Annotated in this window: 21 protein-coding genes; 10 read left to right on the forward strand and 11 right to left on the reverse strand. The window is 66.2% G+C overall.

Features of this window, described 5'->3' with window-relative positions:
- The first annotated feature begins 417 nt into the window (after window positions 1-417).
- From QMF22_RS03885 to QMF22_RS03895, 3 genes are all read left to right on the forward strand, one after another.
- The gene (locus QMF22_RS03885; protein ID WP_283450554.1) at window positions 418-2,706 is read left to right on the forward strand and encodes a polyribonucleotide nucleotidyltransferase; all 2,289 of its coding nucleotides are present in this window, start codon (window positions 418-420) and stop codon (window positions 2,704-2,706) included.
- Window positions 2,707-2,876: 170 nt separating this feature from the next.
- Window positions 2,877-3,734 carry an SGNH/GDSL hydrolase family protein gene (locus tag QMF22_RS03890; protein ID WP_283450556.1) on the forward strand — a complete coding sequence of 286 codons (858 nt, stop codon included), beginning with the start codon at window positions 2,877-2,879 and terminating at the stop codon, window positions 3,732-3,734.
- Window positions 3,735-3,785: 51 nt separating this feature from the next.
- A complete protein-coding gene (locus QMF22_RS03895) occupies window positions 3,786-4,121 on the forward strand; it encodes an ArsR/SmtB family transcription factor (protein ID WP_198412796.1) in 336 nt (111 codons plus the stop codon).
- 34 nt (window positions 4,122-4,155) lie between these two features.
- Here the strand turns inward: QMF22_RS03895 and QMF22_RS03900 are convergent, their stop codons facing one another.
- The 7 genes from QMF22_RS03900 to QMF22_RS03930 form a co-directional block, all read right to left on the reverse strand.
- Window positions 4,156-5,646, reverse strand: coding sequence for a hydrogenase large subunit (locus QMF22_RS03900; RefSeq protein WP_283450559.1), 1,491 nt, complete (start codon window positions 5,644-5,646; stop codon window positions 4,156-4,158).
- Window positions 5,646-7,094, reverse strand: a complete 1,449-nt coding sequence (locus QMF22_RS03905; RefSeq protein WP_283450560.1) for a proton-conducting transporter transmembrane domain-containing protein — start codon at window positions 7,092-7,094, stop codon at window positions 5,646-5,648. Before QMF22_RS03905 ends, QMF22_RS03900 begins: the two co-directional genes overlap by 1 nt.
- On the reverse strand, window positions 7,094-7,753 hold the full coding sequence (locus QMF22_RS03910) for a hypothetical protein (protein WP_283450561.1): 660 nt from the start codon (window positions 7,751-7,753) through the stop codon (window positions 7,094-7,096). The genes QMF22_RS03905 and QMF22_RS03910 overlap by 1 nt, the downstream gene beginning before the upstream one ends.
- A gap of 12 nt (window positions 7,754-7,765) precedes the next feature.
- Complete coding sequence (locus tag QMF22_RS03915) at window positions 7,766-8,719, reverse strand: respiratory chain complex I subunit 1 family protein (protein WP_283450563.1); 954 nt, start codon at window positions 8,717-8,719, stop codon at window positions 7,766-7,768.
- Window positions 8,716-10,734, reverse strand: coding sequence for a proton-conducting transporter transmembrane domain-containing protein (locus QMF22_RS03920; protein WP_283450565.1), 2,019 nt, complete (start codon window positions 10,732-10,734; stop codon window positions 8,716-8,718). Before QMF22_RS03920 ends, QMF22_RS03915 begins: the two co-directional genes overlap by 4 nt.
- Window positions 10,731-11,201 carry an NADH-quinone oxidoreductase subunit B family protein gene (locus QMF22_RS03925; RefSeq protein WP_283450567.1) on the reverse strand — a complete coding sequence of 157 codons (471 nt, stop codon included), beginning with the start codon at window positions 11,199-11,201 and terminating at the stop codon, window positions 10,731-10,733. The genes QMF22_RS03920 and QMF22_RS03925 overlap by 4 nt, the downstream gene beginning before the upstream one ends.
- A gap of 201 nt (window positions 11,202-11,402) precedes the next feature.
- Window positions 11,403-11,864: an Lrp/AsnC family transcriptional regulator gene (locus QMF22_RS03930; RefSeq protein WP_283450569.1), complete on the reverse strand. Its 462-nt coding sequence runs from the start codon at window positions 11,862-11,864 to the stop codon at window positions 11,403-11,405.
- Between the two features lie 131 nt (window positions 11,865-11,995).
- Between QMF22_RS03930 and pdhA the strand changes: the two genes are divergently transcribed.
- The 3 genes from pdhA (at window position 11,996) to QMF22_RS03945 (ending at window position 15,560) form a co-directional block, all read left to right on the forward strand.
- Complete coding sequence (gene pdhA, locus QMF22_RS03935; RefSeq protein WP_283450571.1) at window positions 11,996-13,108, forward strand: pyruvate dehydrogenase (acetyl-transferring) E1 component subunit alpha; 1,113 nt, start codon at window positions 11,996-11,998, stop codon at window positions 13,106-13,108.
- Between the two features lie 89 nt (window positions 13,109-13,197).
- Window positions 13,198-14,157 (forward strand): alpha-ketoacid dehydrogenase subunit beta, encoded by a 960-nt coding sequence (locus QMF22_RS03940; RefSeq protein WP_283450755.1) that lies wholly within the window; start codon window positions 13,198-13,200, stop codon window positions 14,155-14,157.
- Window positions 14,154-15,560, forward strand: coding sequence for a dihydrolipoamide acetyltransferase family protein (locus QMF22_RS03945; RefSeq protein ID WP_283450573.1), 1,407 nt, complete (start codon window positions 14,154-14,156; stop codon window positions 15,558-15,560). Before QMF22_RS03940 ends, QMF22_RS03945 begins: the two co-directional genes overlap by 4 nt.
- A gap of 171 nt (window positions 15,561-15,731) precedes the next feature.
- On the opposite strand, the gene QMF22_RS03950 is transcribed toward QMF22_RS03945, so the two are convergent.
- Window positions 15,732-16,136 carry a hypothetical protein gene (locus QMF22_RS03950; protein ID WP_283450575.1) on the reverse strand — a complete coding sequence of 135 codons (405 nt, stop codon included), beginning with the start codon at window positions 16,134-16,136 and terminating at the stop codon, window positions 15,732-15,734.
- A 349-nt stretch (window positions 16,137-16,485) separates the two neighbouring features.
- Here QMF22_RS03950 and QMF22_RS03955 point away from each other — a divergent pair, with 349 nt between their 5' ends.
- The gene (locus tag QMF22_RS03955) at window positions 16,486-17,148 is read left to right on the forward strand and encodes a 4a-hydroxytetrahydrobiopterin dehydratase (protein ID WP_283450577.1); all 663 of its coding nucleotides are present in this window, start codon (window positions 16,486-16,488) and stop codon (window positions 17,146-17,148) included.
- Window positions 17,149-17,151: 3 nt separating this feature from the next.
- Here QMF22_RS03955 and QMF22_RS17350 read toward each other — a convergent pair whose 3' ends face one another.
- Together QMF22_RS17350 and QMF22_RS17355 are read right to left on the reverse strand one after the other, a co-directional pair.
- Window positions 17,152-17,559, reverse strand: coding sequence for an ArgP/LysG family DNA-binding transcriptional regulator (locus QMF22_RS17350; protein ID WP_349357067.1), 408 nt, complete (start codon window positions 17,557-17,559; stop codon window positions 17,152-17,154).
- A complete protein-coding gene (locus tag QMF22_RS17355) occupies window positions 17,493-18,050 on the reverse strand; it encodes a LysR family transcriptional regulator (protein ID WP_349357068.1) in 558 nt (185 codons plus the stop codon). Before QMF22_RS17355 ends, QMF22_RS17350 begins: the two co-directional genes overlap by 67 nt.
- Window positions 18,051-18,110: 60 nt before the next feature.
- Between QMF22_RS17355 and QMF22_RS03965 the strand changes: the two genes are divergently transcribed.
- Genes QMF22_RS03965 through QMF22_RS03975 form a run of 3 tightly spaced genes read left to right on the forward strand, consistent with a single transcriptional unit; the run spans window position 18,111 to window position 20,308 of the window.
- Complete coding sequence (locus QMF22_RS03965; RefSeq protein WP_283450579.1) at window positions 18,111-18,734, forward strand: LysE/ArgO family amino acid transporter; 624 nt, start codon at window positions 18,111-18,113, stop codon at window positions 18,732-18,734.
- A gap of 36 nt (window positions 18,735-18,770) precedes the next feature.
- A complete protein-coding gene (locus QMF22_RS03970; RefSeq protein WP_283450581.1) occupies window positions 18,771-19,538 on the forward strand; it encodes an ABC transporter ATP-binding protein in 768 nt (255 codons plus the stop codon).
- Entirely contained in the window at window positions 19,535-20,308 is a 774-nt protein-coding gene (locus QMF22_RS03975) for an ABC transporter permease (RefSeq protein WP_283450583.1), read from the forward strand. The genes QMF22_RS03970 and QMF22_RS03975 overlap by 4 nt, the downstream gene beginning before the upstream one ends.
- On the opposite strand, the gene QMF22_RS03980 is transcribed toward QMF22_RS03975, so the two are convergent.
- Window positions 20,295-20,903 carry an SACE_7040 family transcriptional regulator gene (locus QMF22_RS03980; protein ID WP_283450586.1) on the reverse strand — a complete coding sequence of 203 codons (609 nt, stop codon included), beginning with the start codon at window positions 20,901-20,903 and terminating at the stop codon, window positions 20,295-20,297. The genes QMF22_RS03975 and QMF22_RS03980 overlap by 14 nt on opposite strands.
- Between the last annotated feature and the right edge of the window lie 43 nt (window positions 20,904-20,946).

Raw genomic sequence — 20,946 nt, forward strand, 5'->3', positions numbered from 1 at the left:
ATCCCGACAACCAGCAGTCGTCTGAGTCCCTGCACCGCGCCACTCTCATTTCAGTCCCTATTACTTTGCCCGAGACTCCGCCTACACCCGCCGACTTCGTGGCACCAGTTCGGGGCTGATTCTGCGTCTGATAAGCTGGATACGGTCCTTCTTCGGAAGTGACCGAGCAACCGGAGCGCAGCTGGCAGGAAGCTGGTCCTCGGTGGTGGTTTCCCAGAATCGCGTTTTTTTTGAGGCGCGCGGCTTCTGGTGAATTTCTACTGGTGGCCAGCAAAGCGACAGTGTTTATACAGAAAATGTTGACACGCGGCTTAGTCTTGCCTGTTCGGGCTCCTCGTCCCACTCGTCTGTCATACGGGCACGCGAGCCTTCGTCGCCAGCATGGCGAGAAGCAAACTTAAAGGAGAAAACCCCCACATGGAGGGTCCAGAAATCACGTTCGCCGAGACCGTCATCGATAACGGCAAGTACGGCAAGCGCACCATCCGTTTTGAAACCGGCCGTCTCGCCCAGCAGGCGCAGGGTTCTGCCGCCGCCTACATTGACGAAGAGACGATGCTGCTCTCCGCCACGAGCGTCAGCAAGCAGCCGAAGGACAACTTCGACTTCTTCCCGCTCACCATCGACGTTGAAGAGCGTATGTACGCAGCCGGGCGCATCCCGGGCAGCTTCTTCCGTCGTGAAGGTCGTCCCTCGACCGACGCGATCCTCACCTGCCGTCTGATCGACCGGCCGTTGCGCCCGTCGTTCGTCGACGGTCTCCGCAACGAGATCCAGGTTGTCATCACCGTTCTGGCCATCGAGCCCGACGAACTGTACGACGTGCTCGCGATCAACGCGGCCTCCATGTCGACTCAGCTCGCCGGCCTGCCGTTCTCCGGACCGATCGGTGGCGTTCGCGTCGCCCTCATTCCCGACGAGAACGGTGGCGGCCAGTGGGTTGCCTTCCCGAAGCACTCGCAGCTCGACGATGCCGTCTTCAGCATGGTCGTCGCCGGCCGCGTTGTCACGGATGCCGCCGGCGCGCAAGACGTCGCGATCATGATGATCGAGGCCGAAGCCACGGACGCCGCCTGGAACCTGATCAAGGGCGGCGCCATCGCGCCGAACGAAGCCGTCGTTGCAGAGGGCATCGAAGCCTCCAAGCCCTTCATCAAGCAGCTCGTCTTCGCGCAGCAGCAGGTGGCGGATGCCGCAGCCAAGCCGACCGCCGACTTCGCCCTGTTCCCGCCCTACCAGCCGGCCACCTACGACGCCGTCGCTGCGCTGTCCTACGACCAGCTGGGGACGGTCTACACGATCGCCGACAAGGTCGAGCGTCAGAACGCTGACGACGCGCTCAAGGCATCCGTCAAGACCGCCATCGCGGCCAAGGTCGACGCTGGCGAGCTCGACGCGAGCGCCAACAACCAGGTCAACGCGGCCTACAGGTCGGTCACCAAGCTCGTTGTGCGCTCACGCGTACTCAACGAGGGCATCCGCATCGACGGTCGTGGGCTGGCAGACATCCGTCCGCTCGACGCCGAGGTTGCGGTCATCCCGCGCGTACACGGTTCGGCCATCTTCCAGCGCGGCGAAACCCAGATCCTGGGCGTCACTACCTTGAACATGCTGAAGCTCGAGCAGTCCATCGACTCGCTCAGCCCGGTCACCAAGAAGCGCTACATGCACAACTACAACTTCCCGCCCTACTCGACCGGTGAAACCGGCCGGGTCGGAACGCCGAAGCGCCGCGAGATCGGCCACGGAGCGCTCGCGGAGCGTGCCCTGGTTCCCGTGCTGCCGACGCGTGAGGAATTCCCCTACGCCATCCGCCAGGTGTCCGAGGCGCTCAGCTCCAACGGATCCACCTCGATGGGTTCCGTCTGCGCCTCCACCCTGTCGCTGCTAAACGCCGGAGTGCCGCTGCGCGCCCCGGTCGCCGGTATCGCTATGGGACTGATCAGCGACACGGTTGACGGTCAGACCCGTTACGCGGCCCTGACCGACATCCTCGGCGCCGAAGACGCCCTCGGCGACATGGACTTCAAGGTTGCCGGTACGAGCGACTTCATCACCGCGATCCAGCTCGACACCAAGCTCGACGGCATCCCCGCCTCGGTTTTGGCCGGCGCGCTGACGCAGGCGAAGGATGCCCGCACCACGATCCTCTCCGTACTGAACGCGGCGATCGACGCTCCCGACGAGATGGCGCCGACCGCGCCCCGCGTCATCAGCGTGCAGATCCCGGTCGACAAGATCGGCGAGCTGATCGGCCCGAAGGGCAAGACGATCAACTCGATCCAGGACACCACCGGTGCCGACATCTCGATCGAGGAAGACGGCACCGTGTACATCGGCGCCGTCGACGGACCGTCGGCCGAGGCCGCACGCGCCCAGGTCAACGCCATCGCGAACCCGACCAACCCCGAGGTTGGCGAGCAGTTCCTCGGAACCGTTGTCAAGATCGCCGCGTTCGGTGCCTTCGTTTCGCTGCTCCCGGGCAAGGATGGTCTGCTGCACATCTCTGAGGTGCGTAAACTTGCTGGTGGCAAGCGCGTGGAGAACGTCGAAGACGTGCTCGGCGTCGGCCAGAAGGTTCTCGTGGAAATCACGAAGATCGACGACCGTGGCAAGCTGTCGCTCGCCCCGGTACTCGAAGAGGCCGCTGACACCGAAGGTCGCGCTGCGGCCTCCGACAGCGCCGACGCTTCGGTCGAGGTTTAATACCGCGGTCTAGTTTGCCCCAATAGATCTCCCGATCACCTCTCGCCAGGTCGCATCGGGTAGACGGAAGGCCCGCACTGCTTGCAGTGCGGGCCTTTTCGCGCGCGCCGCCCGAATCCGAGTCGTCGACACGCCTTGCCGGGTCCGATGACCGGGTCTACGGTCGCGGCATGACAAATCAACGATTCGCATCCCGATTTCTGCCACGCCTCGGTGCCGTCGCCGTGATCACGGGAGCCCTGCTCGCCGGGGCGGTGAGCGCCCCGGCCCTGGCCGAGACCAATTCCGGTTCTGCAGCCCCGGTTGCGGCATCCGCTCACGGCTATGTCGCCCTGGGCGACTCATTCACCTCGGGTCAGGGTGCCCCGCCGTACGTGCTCGACGGCACCGCGTGCCTGCGCTCCAAACGGGCGAGTTACCCGATCTTCGCGGCAGTCGTCAGCCCCTATCGACTCGTGTCGAACAATGCCTGCTCCGGTGCCAGCACAGCGGATGTCCCGGCCCAGCTTCTCGCAGTCAGCCCGAGCACCGCTCTGGTCACCCTCACCGTTGGCGGCATCGACGCGGGCTCCAACGTGGTGTTGGCGGCATGTGCTCCCGACCCGGCCAGCCCGGTCTGCCTCAGTGCCATCAACAACAGCGTCGCGCAATTAAGTGTCCTCGCCCCCAAACTCGTGGCGACCTACGGACTCGTGGCGGCAACGCTGCCGAAGGCGAAGATCGCGGTCTTGAGCTACCCGCGCCAGTTCAAGCCCGGCTTCTCTCCGCTGGGCGATGTACTCAATGGGGCCACAGACGCGCTGAACACGGTAATAGCCGGATCCGTTGCTGCGATGGCGACACCGCGCATCCGCTTCGTTGATGCCTCCCAGGAATTCGCCGGGCACGGTATCGGGTCGCGAGTTCCGTACTTCGCGTTTGATCCGCTGAACCCGCTCGCACCGGCCAACTTCCACCCGAACGTCCTCGGCAACAGCCTCGGGTACGCGCGGGCCCTCGTGAATGAAGGGGTGCTGCGCCGCCCGTGAGAGCGGCCCTATCTAGTTGAAAGAATCACAAGGTAACGATATACTAAACCTGTGTTGTCTTCTGGTTTGCCCGCCGCCCAATTGAAGTCCGACCTGTTCAAGTCACTCGGGCATCCATTGCGCGTGCAAGTGCTGGAACAGCTCGTCGCCGGCGAGCGATCGGTGGGGTCACTCGCTGAAGCACTCGGCTGCGAGCTGTCCAACCTGTCCCAGCAGCTCGGCGTGCTGCGCCGGGCCGGCGTCGTTGTCACCCGCCGAGAGGGAAACTCCATCTTCTATGCACTGCGCGACCCGAGTGCGGTTGAGCTGCTGGCCGCGGCCAAGCGCATGGTGCTGGCCAACCTCACCGACTCGCACGCCCTGCTCCGCCACCTCGAGCAGGAGTAGTTGCCGATTTGGGTCCGAGCGGGCCTGAGCGGGCCTACAGGTCGTTGCCGGCGTAGGAGAGGTTGAAGCTCTTATTGGCCAGCGGAAAGTCGGGAACGATAGTTTCCGACAGGGCATCCGGTACGGCCGGCCAGTTCAGGAACGAGGGGTCAACGACCTTGACCCGGGCCAGCGTGCCGTCGGCGGCGAGTTCAACCCGGTGGGTTGCCGTTCCGCGCCACGCTTCGACCAGAGCCAGTCCGGTGCCGGCGGTCGTCGGGTTCACGCTGAACGCGGTTCCGGTGTGGCCCTGGAGGCGACGGAGCAGGTCGACGGCGACCGCGGTCGATACCTCGACCTCGCGGGCGCGCACGGTGTACCGGGCAAGGACGTCGCCGCTGTCTTCGGTCACGACGTGGAAGACCTCGCCCAGATTGACGAACGGATGCTCGTTGCGGGCATCCGTGTCGATGCCCGATGCGCGTGCGACGTAGCCGAGCGTTCCGATCTGGGTCGCGTGCGCGTTGGAGAGCCGGGCCGTGCCGGTGAAACGGCCGCGCACGATGGCATGGCCGAGCGTGATGCCGGCCAGTTCGGCCATGGCCGCGGCAATACGCACCAAATCGGCGGCTTCGGGGAGCGCGTTCACCCGGGTGCCGCCGACGCTCAGGGCACCGCGCAGGAGGCGGTGGCCGGTGACCGACTTATTGATGCGCAGCAGCTGCTCGCGCAACCCCTGGGCGTGAGCGTCAATGATGCCGAACCCCACGTCGTTGGCCAGGGAACCAAGATCGGTCACGTGATTGTACAGACGCTCGAGTTCCAGCAGCAGAGCGCGCAGCAGCCGGTCGGGCTCCGATACCTCGATACCGGCGGCCTGCTCGACAGCCATGACGAAGGCGAGGGAGTGACCGACGGCGGTGTCGCCGCTGATCTGCTCGGCCAGAAGCACGCCTTCGGCCGCGGTCCTGCCCTCGAAAACCTTCTCGACACCGCGGTGCAGATACCACTGGCGGGCTTCCATTCGCACGATGGTCTCGCCGACGACCGAGAAGCGAAAGTGACCGGGCTCGATGATCCCGGCGTGAATGGGACCGACAGCGATCTCGTAGACGCCGGGCCCCTCAACCGGCACGAAGGGGAATGACTCGACGTCGGGCTCGAACTCGGGCACGACGGCGTTGGCGCGCAGCATCGGGTACCAGCCGCGCGGCCAGTGGCCGTGGCGCACCAGACGGTGCGGCTGCGGGTGGTTGCGGGGAACGACGCCGTACAGGTCGCGGATGCCGCGCTCGAAGTTGCCGGCCGACAGGGAAATCTCGGCGAGACTGGGAATCCAGGCGTCGTCCCGTGGCACCGTGACCATCAGGTCGGCACGCAGCGATGCTGCCCCGACGAAGGAATAGACGATGCGAAAGTGGTCGTCGTCTTCGTGGCAAGCGACGAGGGCCAGGCGGCTACCGGCATCGAGCAGCGCCCCGGCGGCGGCCGGCAGTTCCGAACGGTCGAGGTGGCGGAGTTCGCCGGGCACTAGTTCGTCAGCCATTATTTGGTACCTCCGAGAACTGCCGTTGCCTGCAACAGTAAAATGCCGACCGGTTCGGCCACGAAAGCGATCGTGGCTGTCGTGGCCAGGGCCAGGATGATCGGCAGGCGCGGGCCGTGGGCCGAGTAGTCCGGCGTGAACGCGGCACCGTCCGGGGGAGCGCCGATGGTCATCTGCACCGTGAGACGCGTGAACGCGGCGAAAATCACCAGCAGCAGCACGAGGGCCGCTCCGACAACGCCACCGAGGCCCACCGACCAGCCGGCCATGATGATGCCGACCTCGGAGAAGAAGATGCTGAACGGGGGAAATCCGACGATGGCGGCCATGGCGATGAGCCAGGGTACGGCCAGGCCCGGCCGTCGCACCAGCAGGGCGCGTACGTCCGAGATGACCGGGGTTCCCTCGACCTTGAGGATGCGCCCGGAGATTACGAACAGGGTGGCCTTGATCAGGCCGTGACCAAGAATGTACAGCAACACTGAGGGGAGCGCGGCCGGACCGATCGCCACACCGATCGCCATCAGGCCCATGTGTTCGATGCTGGAATAAGCGAGCATCCGCTTATAGTCACGTTGGCAAATGAGCAGTGACGCGGCCACGAGCAGGGAGAGCAGGCCGCCGATGCTGAGCATGGCGCGCAGAAACTCCGGACCGATCACGAGGTTGGTGATCGACTGGACGCGCAGGATGGCGTAGAGCGCGACCGAGAGCAGCACACCCGACATGAGGCCGGAGACCGGAGCTGGGGCCTGGCTGTGGGCATCCGGCAGCCAGCTGTGCATCGGGGCGAGACCCGACTTGGTGGCGAAACCGAGCACGGCCAAGGCGCCACCGGCGGTGATCAGCGCCGGGTCGAGGCCCAGGTCGGCCTGGCTCAGGAGCACCCAGGACAGGGTCGGGGTATCGGTACCGACCGAGGCAGCGTAGATCAGCACGATACCCAGCAGCGCGATGGCGACACCGACCGAGCCGAGGATGACGTATTTCCAGGCTGCTTCGAGGGACCGGCGGGTGCGGTGGTGTCCGACCAGAAATGCGGTAGCGATGGTCGTTGCCTCAACGGCGGCCCACATCAGGCCGATGCTGTCGGCCAGCACGGCGAGGGACATCGCGGCCAGGAACAGGGCGATGAGCGCCTCGTAGCCGGCGGCATCCCTGGTGCGGCTCGACGCCGCGCTGCTGAGGCCACCCCAGGTGGAGATGAGTCCGACCGCTCCCACGACGCTGAGCATGTAGGCCGAGAGGGCGTCGGCACGCAGCATGCCGCCGCCGCTTTCGAGCACGGCACCGTCGAGCACCGCGCTGACCAGGAGCAGGCCGGAGACGAGCACAGCGCTCGAGGCGGCAACGCCGACGAAACGGCGGTGCGCCGAACCGCGCAGCAGCAGGCTGAGCCCGGCGAAGGCCAGCGGGCCGACCAGGGGGATCCACAGAACAAAAGACATCAGTCGTGCAACTCTCTGAGCTGATCGACGGCAGTGCCGCCGAACTTGGTGCGCATGCGGCCGGCGAACACGTGCAAAATGAGCACGACCAGGAGCACGTCGAGGGAAACGGCGAACTCGAGCAGAATCGGCACACCGCCACTGGTCAAAAAGGCGATGGTAGCGATGCCGTTGTCGAGGAGCAGAAAGCCGATGAGCTGGGAGCGCGCACGGCGTCGGCTGATCAGCAGCAGAAAGCCGATCAGTACCATGGCCAGGCCGATCGGTGCTGCGTGGCCGGTCTCACTGTCACCGAGGCCGAAGACGCGGCTGACCACTACATAGCTGAGAATCGTCAGCAGGGTGACGGCGAGCAGCGCGGCGGTCGGGTTGAGCCGGGGCGATTCCTGAATCTGTTTGATCGACGCTTTGGACTGGTGCGCGAGCACCCAGGGCAGGCCGACGCCCTTCACCGACAGAATCAGTAGCGACACCAGCACCAGTTCGGACTCGCCCTCGGCGATGCCGATCACCGCCACGAGCGCGGCGAGGGCTGCCCCCTGCAGGGCGAGCAGGCGAATCGAGGCGAGCAGGGAATGACGCCAGACCATCAGCGCGCTCGTCAGCAGCAGGGCACCCGTGCAGAGGCCGATCAGTTGGGGGTAGAAAGTTTCAAACACGACGGATGCTCCTCAGGCGACCAGGTAGGAGGCGGTGACGGCCAAAAAGGCAAGGGCAAAGGAACCAGCGAGCAGCTCGGGCACCTGGAACAGGCGCACCTTGGCCAAAAAGATCTCGCCGACACTGAGCAGAACACCGAGCATGAGCACCTTCACGGCGATACTGACCACGCCGATCGCGAGGCCCAGGGCGCTGAAGTCGGTGACGACGCCCCACGGCACGACTAAGTTGCTGACCAGACCGAGCAGGGCGGCCAGTTTGAGCCAGGAGCCGACCTCGAGCCAGGCCAGGTCGCGGCCACTCGCTTCGAGGGTCATTGCCTCGTGCAGCATGGTCAGTTCGAGGTGGGTACCAGGATTATCGACGGGCAGCCGAGCTGTTTCCGCCATGATCGCAATCGACAGCGCCACGAGCGCCAGCACACTCACCGGCGAGATGATCACCTCGGGGGAGAACAGCCGGGTCTCGACGATCGCCGATATCGTGCTGGTGCCGGCCGGAATCGACAGCGCGTAGACCGAGAGCAACAGGGTTGGTTCGACCAGGGCCGCGACGGTCATGTGCCGGCTGGATCCCATGCCGCCGAAGGCCGTACCACCGTCGAGTCCGACGAGGGCGAGCGCGACCACGCCGATGAGCATGACCGAGACGATCACGAACAGGTCGCTCGGAATGCACGGGAACGGTATGGTCCCTACGAGCGGCAGTAGCACGCAGAGCAGCAGGCTGGAGACCATCAGGGCGACCGGGCCGGCCTTGAGCATCCAACTGCTGCCTTCGGCACGCACCGGATTTTTGGCAAGCAGCTTGCGCACGTCGCGCCACGGCTGCCAGATTCCGGCACCGGCTCGACCTTCGACGGTGGCCCGCACCTGGCGGATCACGCCCATCAGGAGCGGGGCGAGGAAGACAAACAGCAGGACCTGCACGAACGCGATGATGACGGCGCTGACGACGGCGTTCACAGCGAGACCACAATCAGCACGATCAGCAGGGCAACGAAAGAATAGGACAGATAGCGGTGGATGCTGCCGTTGGCGACATGCCGCACGACAATGCCGTAACGCTGGAACAGGTTGAGTACCGGCCGATACAGCCGGGTTTCAATCACGTCGGAGACGTGTTGTTCGACCCGCACTTTTTCCACCAGATAGCGCGACTCGGCCACGTGGGTGACCTGCACATCACGGGACGGCTTGAGCACGTCGTCGAAGACCCGCACGAGCGGTTCGGCGTAGGACGTCGCCGTGTACTGCATGCGCGGCCGCGCCCGGGAACCGCCGCCTCCCCAGGGCAGGTCGACGGTGCGATGCGGATGCCGGCGCGCCGACACGACGATCGACACGAACACCGGGATGGCGACGAGGGCTGAGAGCACGACGAGCATGATCGGGTCCAGTACCGCCCCGATACCGGGCAGCGAGACCCCGCCGAGGCCGACCGACTGCACCGCGGCCGTCGGGTTCGAGCTGACCGTGTTTGCCACCAGCGCGGCAATCGGCCCAGGGAGCAGCCCGAGGGCGAGCACGGAGAGGGCGCCGAGCGCGAGGGAGAGCTGCATGAGCGGCGGCACCTCGCGGGCATCCGCTGCTGGGGCGCTGCGGGGGCGGGCCAGGAAGGCGATGCCGTAGGCCTTGACAAAGGTGAGCAGGGCCAGACCCGCGGTGAGGGCGATCACGGCCACGGCCAGCGGCATGGCGACGGATGCCGCCACCGAGACGACCGCCCCATCGAGGCGACCGCCGTGGATGAGGGACTGCAGCAGCATCCACTCGGCGACGAAGCCGCTGGTGATCGGGATGGCGGCGGCGCCGAGGCTCGCGATGCCGAACGCGGCGGCCGTCACCGGCATGCGGGCGCCGAGCCCGCCGAGCCGGTCGAGGTTACGCTCACCGGTGGCGTGGATGATGGCGCCGGCGCCGAGGAACAGGGTGGATTTGAACGCGGCGTGGCTGACGGCGAGCAGCAGGGCGGCGACGAGGGCGGCATCCGCTGCCGCACTGGCGTCGTAGCCGCGCAGCAGCATGCTCGCGCCGAGGCCGAGAAAGACCAGGCCCATGTTCTCGGTGGTTGAGTAGGCGAGCAGCACCTTGAGATCGCTCGACACTGACGCCTGCAAAATTCCGTAAAGAGCGGATGCGCCACCGACCAGCATGATCGAAATGCCCCACCAGGCCGGGCCGTCGGGCAGCAGGCGCACGCAGACCAACAGGCCGCCGTAGACGCCGATTTTGACCATGGCCCCGCTCATCGCGGCCGAGACGTGACTGGGCGCTTCGGGCAGCACCCGAGGCACCCAGACGTGCAGCGGCACCAATTCGGCCTTGCCGCCGAAGCCGAGCAGGAACAGCACGAAGGCAACGTTGGCCGCCCACGAGCCGGGTTCGATCGCCTGCAGATTGGTGAAGCTGGTTCCGCCCGAAGCGGCAGCGAGCACGGCGAATCCAGCCAGAATGAAGAAGAAGCTCAACTGGGACATGGCCGAGTACCAGATGCCGGCCGAGGCGACGGTGGCGCGGCTGGCATGGTCGGCGAGCAGCAGCACGGTGGAGCCGAGGGTCATGATCTCCCAGGCCAACAGGAACGAGACCGAGTCGGTCGCGGCCGGTACCAGCTGCATTCCCACGAGGAACACCGGCATAGCGACCCAGGCGGTGCGGCTCGCGTCGGGGCCGCGGGTGGAACTCATCGAGTAGAGCGACACGAGAATGCCGACGCCGGAGACGATCAGCATGAACAGGCCGCCGAGGCGGTCGGGGGCCAGCAGCAGCGGGTCCATCGGCAGGGCGATTGGAATGAGCAGGCCGCCGGTGGCGCCGAGCAGGGCGGCTACGCCGGTCACAAAGCCGGTGACGGCGATGAGGGTACAGAGGATGCCGCCCGCCCGTGACCGCAGGGACGGTGCTGCCAGAAGGGCGCTTGCGACGGCCAGCGCGCCGAGGCCTAATTGCAGGACGAGCCCAGCTCCGATGCCGGTCATCGGCCAGTCATTCGACGTAGGGCGCGCACGATGTCGGTCGGTTCCGGCGGACTGCCCGGCACCTCGATATCGACGTGCACGAAATCAGAAACGGGCCCCATGATGCCGTAGCCGTCGCGGAAGGCACCGCCATGCAAGGCACAGTCGCCGACCGCGATCACAAACCGGGGGGTCGGGGTGGCCTCAATCGTGCGGCGAAGCGGCTCCGCCATGTTGCGGGTGACACTGCCCACGATGAGAAGGACGTCGGCGTGCCGCGGTGAGGGCACGAGGCGCACGCCGTAGCGTTCCACGTCGTAGACCGGGCCGAAGGCTGCGGACACTTCGAGGGCACAGTCGTTGCAGCCGCCGGCGTTGATGAAACGCACCTGTACGCTGCCACCGAACACTTCAGCTCCCGCCAACAGCGGCGGGGCGGGCGGGGCCGGCTCAGCGATACGTGAGCCGTGACGAATAAGGGTGGTCAATCGCAGGAAACTCATACGAGTCCCCGGTGTGCATGCATGTTCACGAAGCTGGTGCCTTCTGTGGGGAGCGCGAAAGTCGAAGGTGTTGGGCAGGCGACGGATTCTGCGGTGCGTCTGGGTGAGTGCAAGACTACCAGCGCCGTTAACTTCATTACTTCTTTATATAACTATATGAAGACTTTAGCAAATAGCTCTCGACCACTACCCACGGTCGAGCAACGGGGTGAGGCGATACGGGATGACCTCACCCATGGCCAGCGATGTCTCTGTACGTTCAATACCCTCGCAGGCGAGGATCGTGCCGTCGATCCGAAACAGATCGGCGGCATCGGTGCAAACCACCCGCACGAGCAGGTCGGCCTGCCCGCTCATGCCGTGCGCCTGCACGATTTCCGGGATCAGCGCGAGGTCGATCACGATCTGCGCGAGCCGTTTCTGCTGCACGTGCACCTCGATGAACGCGGTCAGCGGATAGCCGAGGGCGGCCGGATTGATGCGGCGATCGAAGCCGAGAAAGGCGCCAGAATCTTCCAATCGCTTCATGCGCGCCTGCACGGTGTTGCGGGAGAGGCCCAGGGTGTCGGCGAGCGCGACGAAGGTGCTGCGCGGGTCGGCGGAGAGCGCTTGGAGGAGCTTCGTGTCGGTCTTGTCAAGGCTGTACATAGTGCAAAACATTAACACGGTCTGGCAAGCCTGAATAGGGCACTCTGCTCACTATTTTTGACAGTGGTTGTGCTCCCTGTTCGGTCGACATAGGCTCACGTCAACTTTAGCAATGACGCTCGGAGCGACCCATGATTGATTTCTCCCCCCAGCTGGTGCAGCTTCTCTCGATTGACGGCGAGCGGATGCCCCGGCCTGACTTCGACCCGTGGGTCGATGATCTCGACGGGTCTGCCCTGCTGGCCCTTTACCGCGACATGGTCGTGGTGCGCCGCATTGACACCGAGGCGACCGCCCTGCAACGCCAGGGTGAACTCGGCCTGTGGCCGCCGCTGCTCGGCCAAGAAGCCGCGCAGGTCGGCTCAGCGCGTGCGCTGCGCAGCGACGACTTCATCTTTCCGAGCTACCGCGAGAACGCTGTCGCCTACTGTCGCGGCGTGAACCTCACCGACATCGTCAAGGTCTGGCGCGGCAACGCCCAGTCCGGCTGGGACCCCTACACGGTCAATATGGCCACCCCGAACATCATCATCGGCGCGCAGACCCTGCACGCCACCGGTTGGGCCCTCGGCGCCCAGCGCGACGACATCGATGCCGTGGCCATCACCTACTTCGGTGACGGCGCCACCAGCCAGGGCGACGTCAACGAGGCCATGGTCTTCGCGGCGAGTTTCCAGGCACCGGTGGTCTTCTTCTGCCAGAACAATCAGTGGGCCATCTCCGAACCGGTCGGGGTGCAGGCGCACCGCAACATCGCCGATCGGGCGCCGGGCTTCGGCATCCCGAGCCTGCGCATCGACGGCAACGACGTGATCGCGGTCATGGCCGCGACCCGCATCGCCCTTGATCGGGCTCGCACCGGCGATGGACCCACCTTCATTGAAGCGGTCACTTACCGCATGGGTCCGCACACCACAGCGGATGACCCCACCCGCTACCGAGACCCGGCCGAACTGGCCGAGTGGAAGACCCGCGACCCGTTGCTGCGCCTGCACCGGCTGCTGACCAGCCTCGGTGAACTCACCCCCGAGGTCGAGGCGGCCACCCAGGCGATCGCCGATGCCGCAGCGGCCGAACTGCGCGCCGGCTGCATCGGCATGCCAGACCCCGAGCCGCTGAGCGTGTTCGACCATGTCTACTCCACTCCCAACGCCACCCTGGAGCGCCAGCGCGCCGACTATGCCGGGTACCTCACGAGTTTTGGAACACAATTCGATATCGCTGAACACAATGGAACGGTGTGATGACCATGACCACCCTGATGACCGCCACCAGCTTGCCCGGCCTTGATGCCCCGAAGCCGGTCCCGTTGACCGAGACGAAGAACCTCACCATGGGCAAGGCCATCAACGAGGGCCTTCGCCAGGCCATGCTCGACGACCCCAAGGTGGTGCTCCTCGGCGAGGACATCGGCGCCCTCGGCGGTGTCTTTCGGGTCACGAGCGACCTGCTCGCCCAGTTCGGCGCTCGCCGCGTCATCGACACCCCGCTCGCCGAATCCGCGATCATCGGAACAGCAGTCGGCCTGGCCTACCGGGGCTACCGCCCGGTCTGCGAGATTCAGTTCGACGGCTTCATCTTTCCCGGCTTCGACCAGATCGTCAGCCAGGTCGCGAAGTTCCACTACCGCACCCAGGGCGCAGTGCGCATGCCGATCACCATCCGGGTGCCGTTCGGCGGCGGAATCGGTGCGGCCGAACACCACTCCGAATCGCCCGAGGCCTACTTCACCCACACCTCCGGTCTGCGCGTGATCGCCGTCTCCAACGCCCAGGACGCCTACAGCCTCATCCGTCAGGCCGTCGCGAGCGACGACCCGGTGCTCTACTTCGAACCCAAGCGTCGCTATCACGTGAAGGGTGAGGTCGTGCCGGAGCTCGGCGCCCCGATGGAGCAAGCCGTGATCGTGTCTCCGGGAACGGATGTCACGCTCCTCACCTACGGCGCGCTCGTGTCCACCGCGAAGGACGCGGCGCTCGCCGCGTTCGACGAGGGAATCTCGATCGAAGTTATCGACCTGCGGTCGCTGTCACCGGTGGACTATGCGGTGGTGGAGGCATCCGTGCGTAAGACCGGGCGTCTGGTGGTAACCCACGAGGCGGCCCAGTCGGGCGGACTCGGCGGGGAGATCATCGCGACCATCACCGAACGCTGCTTCAGCTATCTGGAGGCCGCCCCAGTGCGGGTGACCGGCTTCGACGTGCCCTACCCGCCAGCCAAGCTGGAGAGTCACCACCTGCCCGACCTGGACCGCATTCTCGACGGTGTCGACCGGGTTATGGGGCGTCGATGATCAAGGTATTCAAGCTGCCCGATCTCGGTGAAGGTCTCACCGAGAGTGAGATTGTGGCCTGGCTCGTAGCTCCGGGCGACGAGGTCACGCTCAACCAGCACATCGCCGACGTGGAAACGGCCAAGGCCGTGGTCGAGTTGCCGAGCCCGTTCGCCGGAGTGGTCAGCGTGCTGCACCAGCCGGCCGGTGTGGTCGTGCACGTCGGCGAACCCATCGTCAGCTTCGATATCGGCGGCGCGGCCGAACCGATTGCCATGGCACCAACGGATGCTGCCATTCCGGCCGCCGCGCCGGCCGGGCAGCGCGAAGCCAACCTGGTCGGCTATGGCCCCGCCGTCGAGCGCGGCGGCCACCCCCAGCGTCGGGCCCGCGCGGGTGGTGCGGAATCTGCGCCCGCGGCCGCAGCTCCGACGACAGCCTCGCCGGTGCCCGCGGTGACGCCGTCCGCGGTATCCACCGATCAGCCCGCCGGGGCACCCGTCTCGGCACCCCTTGCCGAACGCCCGCGCTCGACGCCGCCGGTGCGTGCCCTGGCTCGCGACCTCGGCATCGACCTCTCTACGGTGACCGGAACCGGAAAGGACGGCCTGATCACCCGGGACGACGTTCGCGCGCACATCACTGAATCGGTGCCGACTCCCGCCCTGCACGGGACGCATGTATCGCCTACCGCGGCACCGGCCACGAGCCGCGGCGACGACCTGCGCGAGACTCGCACGCCGATCAAGAGCCTGCGCAAGCTCACCGCGGCAGCGATGGTGCAGAGCGCGTTCACCGCGCCGCACGTGACCGAGTTCCTCACCATTGACGTCACACCGACCGTCGAACTACTCGATTCCCTGCGTTCAGACCGGCAGTTCGAAGGCGCAGGCATCGGAATTCTCACCGTCGTGGCTAAAGCGCTCTGCCTCGCCGTGGGCCGCACTCCGTCGGTCAACACCCGTTGGGACGAGCCGGCCGGTGAGATCGTGCAGTTCCACCACGTGAACCTCGGAATCGCCGCGGCAACCCCGCGTGGACTGCTCGTGCCGAACATCGTCGATGCTGACCGACTCGACCTGCGCGGCCTGGCTGCCGCTCTCGCCGAACTCACCACGGCCGCCAGGTCCGGCACGACCACCCCGGCTGCACTGTCGGGCGGTACGATCACCATCACCAATATCGGAGTGTTCGGCATCGACGCCGGCACGCCCATCCTGAACCCGGGCGAGGCGGCGATTCTGGCGATGGGCGCCATCCGTTCTCAGCCGTGGGAGTTTCGCGGCGAGGTCGCGCTGCGCAAGGTGCTCACCCTCAGCCTGTCGTTCGACCACCGACTGGTCGACGGCGAGCAGGGGTCCCGCTTTCTCGCCGACATCGGCACGATTCTCGCCGACCCGGCCCGCGTGCTGACCATGGTCTAAGCCTGGTCGGTACGTGACGCGCACGTCCCCAAATCCCCCGGAAATTGCTTAGGTGCGCCAGGGGGGTTGGTGGTTCGGGGCTGGGAGTGTTGGCGCGGTGGCTCTGGGCGGGCCGCCAGGTCTGGGTCGGGTCCCAGAGTAGGGGGCCGCGTACTTGGGGTCGGCCTGCGCTCATGCGGATTGTCCATCCGCTGGTGTCGATGGTGTGGTGGTGGAACCAGCAGAGGAGGCGACGTTTGGCTTCGCGGCTGGAGATTCCGGCGAGTTGGGTGATGAATTCGACCCGGTTGCGGCATCCGTTCTGGTAGGCCAGCGACCCGTTGCCGAGGTCGGTTTCGGCGCGCATACCGATGTCGGTGGTGGAGCGTGCGCGGTTAATTGGTACTGGGCCCCATCGACCTTGCGGCCGAGTTCTTCGAGGGCCGTCATGACCGCCACAGCTTCAGCATCGTCGAGGTGGCCGAACCGCACATCGTCGAACGCTTCCGCCAGAATGGCACCGGCCAGTGTCACCGCCTCAACGCGAGAACCCCGCGGAATCGAGCCCGGTTCGGCGGGCGGGGCGGTGAGGGTCATGGCGTCGGTGCCTCTTTCACCCACAATTGTAGCTCGAGTCACCCATAAAGGCGATAGAATCTCAGTAAAAAATAGAAAAGAGTTCAGAAGTTTCTTCCCACAGACGCGAGCGGTTGAACGGTCATATCGTCCCTCCTGGAGCAACCTCTGCCGCGCTCTCGCAAGCTCAGGCATACACGCAACGCCGTAGTGCCCGGGCAGGGTCGTGACGGCCTACCCCTGACCGTCCGTCATGGCTTCGATTGATGGGCCAGTAGGAGGGAGGCGGATCAACATTGGAGCTTGCGCAATCGGGTTTCAGTCGACGCGGGCAGTTGACCGGGCTGGTGAGGCGTAGCAGAGTGGAAGCATGAATGCTCGAGGCGAACTCCTTGCCCCCTTCACGACGAAGAAGCAGCTGACCGGCGGCGCATTTGTGCACCTCGACGGATGCCTGCACGCGGCCTTTCGCACCAAGGACTTTGCTTCCGCGCTGGAACTGGTCAACCGCGTTGGCGCAGTGGCCGAGCAGATGAACCACCACCCCGATCTGCGCCTTGGTTACGGCACCGTCTCGCTCACCCTCACCTCGCACGATGCCGGGGGAGTAACCGCGCGCGATCTGCAGCTCGCCGCCCAAGTGCAACAGATTGCCGACATGCTCGAAGCGACTGCCGACGACCAGCAGCCGACCCGCTACGACATCGCCATCGACTGCACCGACACGGATGCCGTGCGCCCGTTTTGGCGGGTCGGCCTCGGCTATACCGAGGTGGCCGGCGACGACGGCATCGAACTGGTCGACCCACGCGGACTGTCGCCCAAGGTCTGGTTCCAGCATATGGAGATCGCCCGCACCGACCGCAACCGGATCCATCTCGACGTCTATGTGCCGAGTGATGACGCCGAGGACAGGGTCGCTGCCGTGCTTGAAGTCGGCGGAGTGCTGCTCGCCGACGAACACGCACCCGACTGGTGGGTGCTCGCCGACGTCGAGGGTAACGAGCTCTGCGTCTGCACCGCCGCCTTCTGACGCTTAGAACGGCCGGAGGATCGCCGGGGCTTCGTCCCGCACCGCCGCCGAGACAGCATCCAGCAGGGGCGAAGAGAGGTTCCACCGCTGCCAGAACAGGGGAACATCGACGGCCGAGTTGGGGGCCAGGTCGACCAGACGACCATCGGCGATCTCGACGGCGCACTGCTGTTCGGGGAGCATGCCCCAGCCAAAGCCCAGCAGAATAGCCCGCACGAAATCGTTCGACGTCGGGATGTAGTGGATCGGCCCGCTGCTGCCACCGCCGGTATGGTCACGCAGAAACGATTCCTGCAGGTCATCGTTGCGCTCGAAGGCGACGACGGGTGCTCGGGGCAGGGCGATCAGGCCGCCATGGTTCGGCAGCCAGCGCTCGATGAACGCGGGCGTTGCGACGGCGTGATAGCGCATCTGACCGAGCGGCTCGGCGACGCAACCCTGCATGGCCTCCGCGTGGAGGTCACCGCGGCCATGACCGTCCCAGCGCGCAGCAATCTCGTCGTGTGTTCCTGGTCTTCTCGGTGCAGGTCGAAGGCCACACCGAGGGTCTCCCCGAATCCGGCGAGGGAATCGAGAAACCAGGTGGCGAGGCTGTCCGCATTCACCGCGAGCGACACAGGAAACGCCCGACCGTCGGACCTGCCCTCGTGCAACTGGCGCACCGTGTCGGCCTCGAGCAGCTCCACCTGGCGCGCGTAGCGCAACAGCACGTCGCCAGCGTCGGTGAGCCGGACCGGGGTCGTGCGCTGCACGAGCACCCGCCCGCTGGTCTGCTCCATCGCCTTGACGCGCTGCGAGACTGCGGACGGCGTCACGTGCAGTCGGGCAGCGGCCGCCTCAAACGACCCCTCGCTCACGAGCGCGAGCAGGGTCGCGAGCTGTTCGAGCGTAAATCGTTGCATTAGATCAGCTTATGAAACGATAGCTGTACTGAATTAGAGCGAGCGCCTAGCGTTGCACCAGTGACCTCAACTTTTCTGCCAGCCCTGCTGGGCCTTGCCACGGGGCTCTCCCTCATAATTGCGATCGGATCCCAGAATGCATTCGTGCTGCGACTCGGCATCGAGGGGCGCAACAGGGTCATCGTTCCCGTCGTCGCGATCTGCGCGGTGTCGGACGCCGTGCTCATCCTGGCCGGCGTGCTCGGGCTCGGGGTAGTCGTCGCCGCAGCGCCGGTGGCGATCATCGTGATCCGGGTTTTCGGCTCGGCCTTTCTGATCGTCTACGGGCTCGTCGCGGCTCGCCGTGCAATTCGCCCGGGGGCGCTCGTCGTCTCAGGGGTCGTGGCATCAACCGGCATGCGGGTCGCCGTCGTGAGCGTGCTGGCCCTCACCTGGCTGAATCCCCACGTCTATCTCGACACCGTGCTGTTCCTCGGCGCTGTCGCCAACCAGCAGGGTGCAACGGAACGCTGGTGGTGGGCGGGAGGCGCCATTGCGGCCAGCTTCGTCTGGTTCTGCGCCCTCGGCTTCGGGGCGCGCCTGCTGCGGCCGATGTTCGCCAAGCCGGCGTCCTGGCGAGTTCTTGATGCGGTGATCGCCGTGGTGATGATCGCCCTCGGTGTGCGCCTGGCACTCGGGCACTAGCCCGGCCCTTGTGCCACCGGCCCGCACGGACCAACAATGGACCATGAGCTGGGCGAAGCTATGACCGGGCCGAGCGCGGGGATTGGTTCTGATCACCTGGGAGTGAGCCTAGGCGGCACCGTCGTGCTGCGCGACGTGTCGCTCACGGTGCAGCCCGGGGAGATTCACGCGCTCGTTGGGCTCAATGGAGCCGGCAAGACCACGCTTATGCGTACCCTGCTCGGCATGCTCACGCCCACCAGCGGCACGGTCAGCCTGTTCGGCGAGCCCGTCGCTGCCCTGTCGGCAGCTGGCTGGTCGCACGTCGGCCAGATGCTCGAGGTGCCATTCGCCTACCCGGAGCTCACCGTGCGAGAGAACGTGTACTCCGCTGCGCGTCTGCACGGGCTGAGTCGCCCACGGGCCAGATCTGCGACAACGGATGCCGTGCTCTCCCTCGGCCTGTCGGCCTACGACATGCGCCGGGCCGGCATCCTCTCCACCGGAAATCGGCAGCGCGTCGGCCTCGCCGCCGCGCTCGTGCACGCGCCAACTGTCATCGTGCTCGACGAACCGTCGAGGGGACTCGATCCCCGCGGCGTGATCGTGTTGCGGGAACTGCTGCAGACCGCCGCCCGCGAGCGGAACGCCGCCATCTTGGTGTCGAGCCACCACCTGGACGAGGTCGCACGCATGGCGGACCGCATCACCGTTCTGCACGGTGGGGTCATGGTCGGGTCGCTCGCTCCCGGCTCGATCGACCTCGAACGGCAGTTCTTCGACCTCGTGTTGCGCGCCGACTCCGCCAACGAGGCCCGGCCATGATTCCCGCCGAACTCGAATTCGAAGCCTGCAAGTTTCTGCGCGCCCCGACCGTGCGCGTGATCTCCGCGCTCCTCGGCGCGGTGGTTCCGGCGCTCGCCGCTGCACTCACCGTGGCCGCGACGAGCGATTCGGTCACGCCGATCGCGCTCAAGGCCAGCGCGATGGTCATCGGAACCGGCTGGAACGGCTACCTCAGTACCGTCGGCATGGTGCTCTCGGTGGCGGTGCTGCTGGGCGTGGGGTTCGTGCTGAGCTGGAGCTTCGGCCGCGAATTCACCGATCACACCTTTTCGGCCCTCTTCGCTCTGCCGGTAAGCCGCCGCCGTCTCGCCTACGCCAAATTCATCGTGGTGATCGCCTGGTCGCTGCTGCTCTGCCTCGTCACCATACTGCTTGCCCTGCCGTTGGGACTCGCGATCGGTCTCGGTCCGCCAGACTCCGCCGCGCTCTCGGTCGGAGCGCGGATTCTCGTCACGTGGAGTCTCACGACCCTGCTCGCCTGCCCGCTGGCCTGGGTGGCCAGCGCGGCCCGCGGCTACCTCGCCGCTGTCGGGGCCCTGATCCTGGTCATCGTGGTGACCCAGGTGGTGACGGCGTTTGGCGGAGGAGCCTGGTTTCCCTACGCGGCCCCCGGACTCTGGATGGGGCTCGGCGGCCCCGCCGCGAGCCAGGTGACGCCGCTGCAACTGCTCCTGGCCGTTCCGGTCGGGGCCGCAGGGGTCTGGGTCACCGGTCGCTGGTGGAAGACGGCCGAGCTCACGCGTCGGTAGCGGTGCTCGGCAGGCCCAGGGCGGCCAGCGCCATTTCCTCGAGCAGGGCGCGCACGGCGGGCCGCGCCGCGGTGCGGGCGCTGTGCGGGGTGGAGTTCAGCAGCCCGAAGGTGGCGTGGGCGCGAATGCGCAGTAGAGCTTCATCCACCGTGGGGTGCACGTGCCCCAACACCGCCACCCACAGTTCCACATATTCGCGCTGCAGCAGGCGCACCCGGTGCCGGTCGGTCTCAGCCAGGCTGTCCAGGTCGCGGTCCTGCACCCGAATTACATCGGGGTTGGCGAGGGCGAAGTGCGCGTGAAAGCGCACCAGTTCGCCCAGGGCGGCCGCGGCATCCGTCGTTTCGGTCACGACGGCCTGGCCGCCGGCTACGAGGTCCTGGCTCACGTCGATGAGCAGGGCGGCGAGCACGGCTTGCTTGCCGCTGAAGTGCCGGTAGACGGCCGGACCGCTCACACCGGCGGCAGCGCCGAGGTCTTCAATGGAGACCCCGTTGAATCCCGACCGGGAGAAGAGCGTGGCGGCCGCATCGAGCAGGGCGGAGCGTCGGTCGGCCTTGGCCCGACTCCGCGTCGTTTCTGTCGGGGCGCTCATACCAACCTTTCAACTAGACATTTCAGTTAATCCTGACTAACCT

The sequence above is a fragment of the Cryobacterium sp. PH31-L1 genome (assembly GCF_030063145.1).
Lineage (GTDB): Bacteria > Actinomycetota > Actinomycetes > Actinomycetales > Microbacteriaceae > Cryobacterium.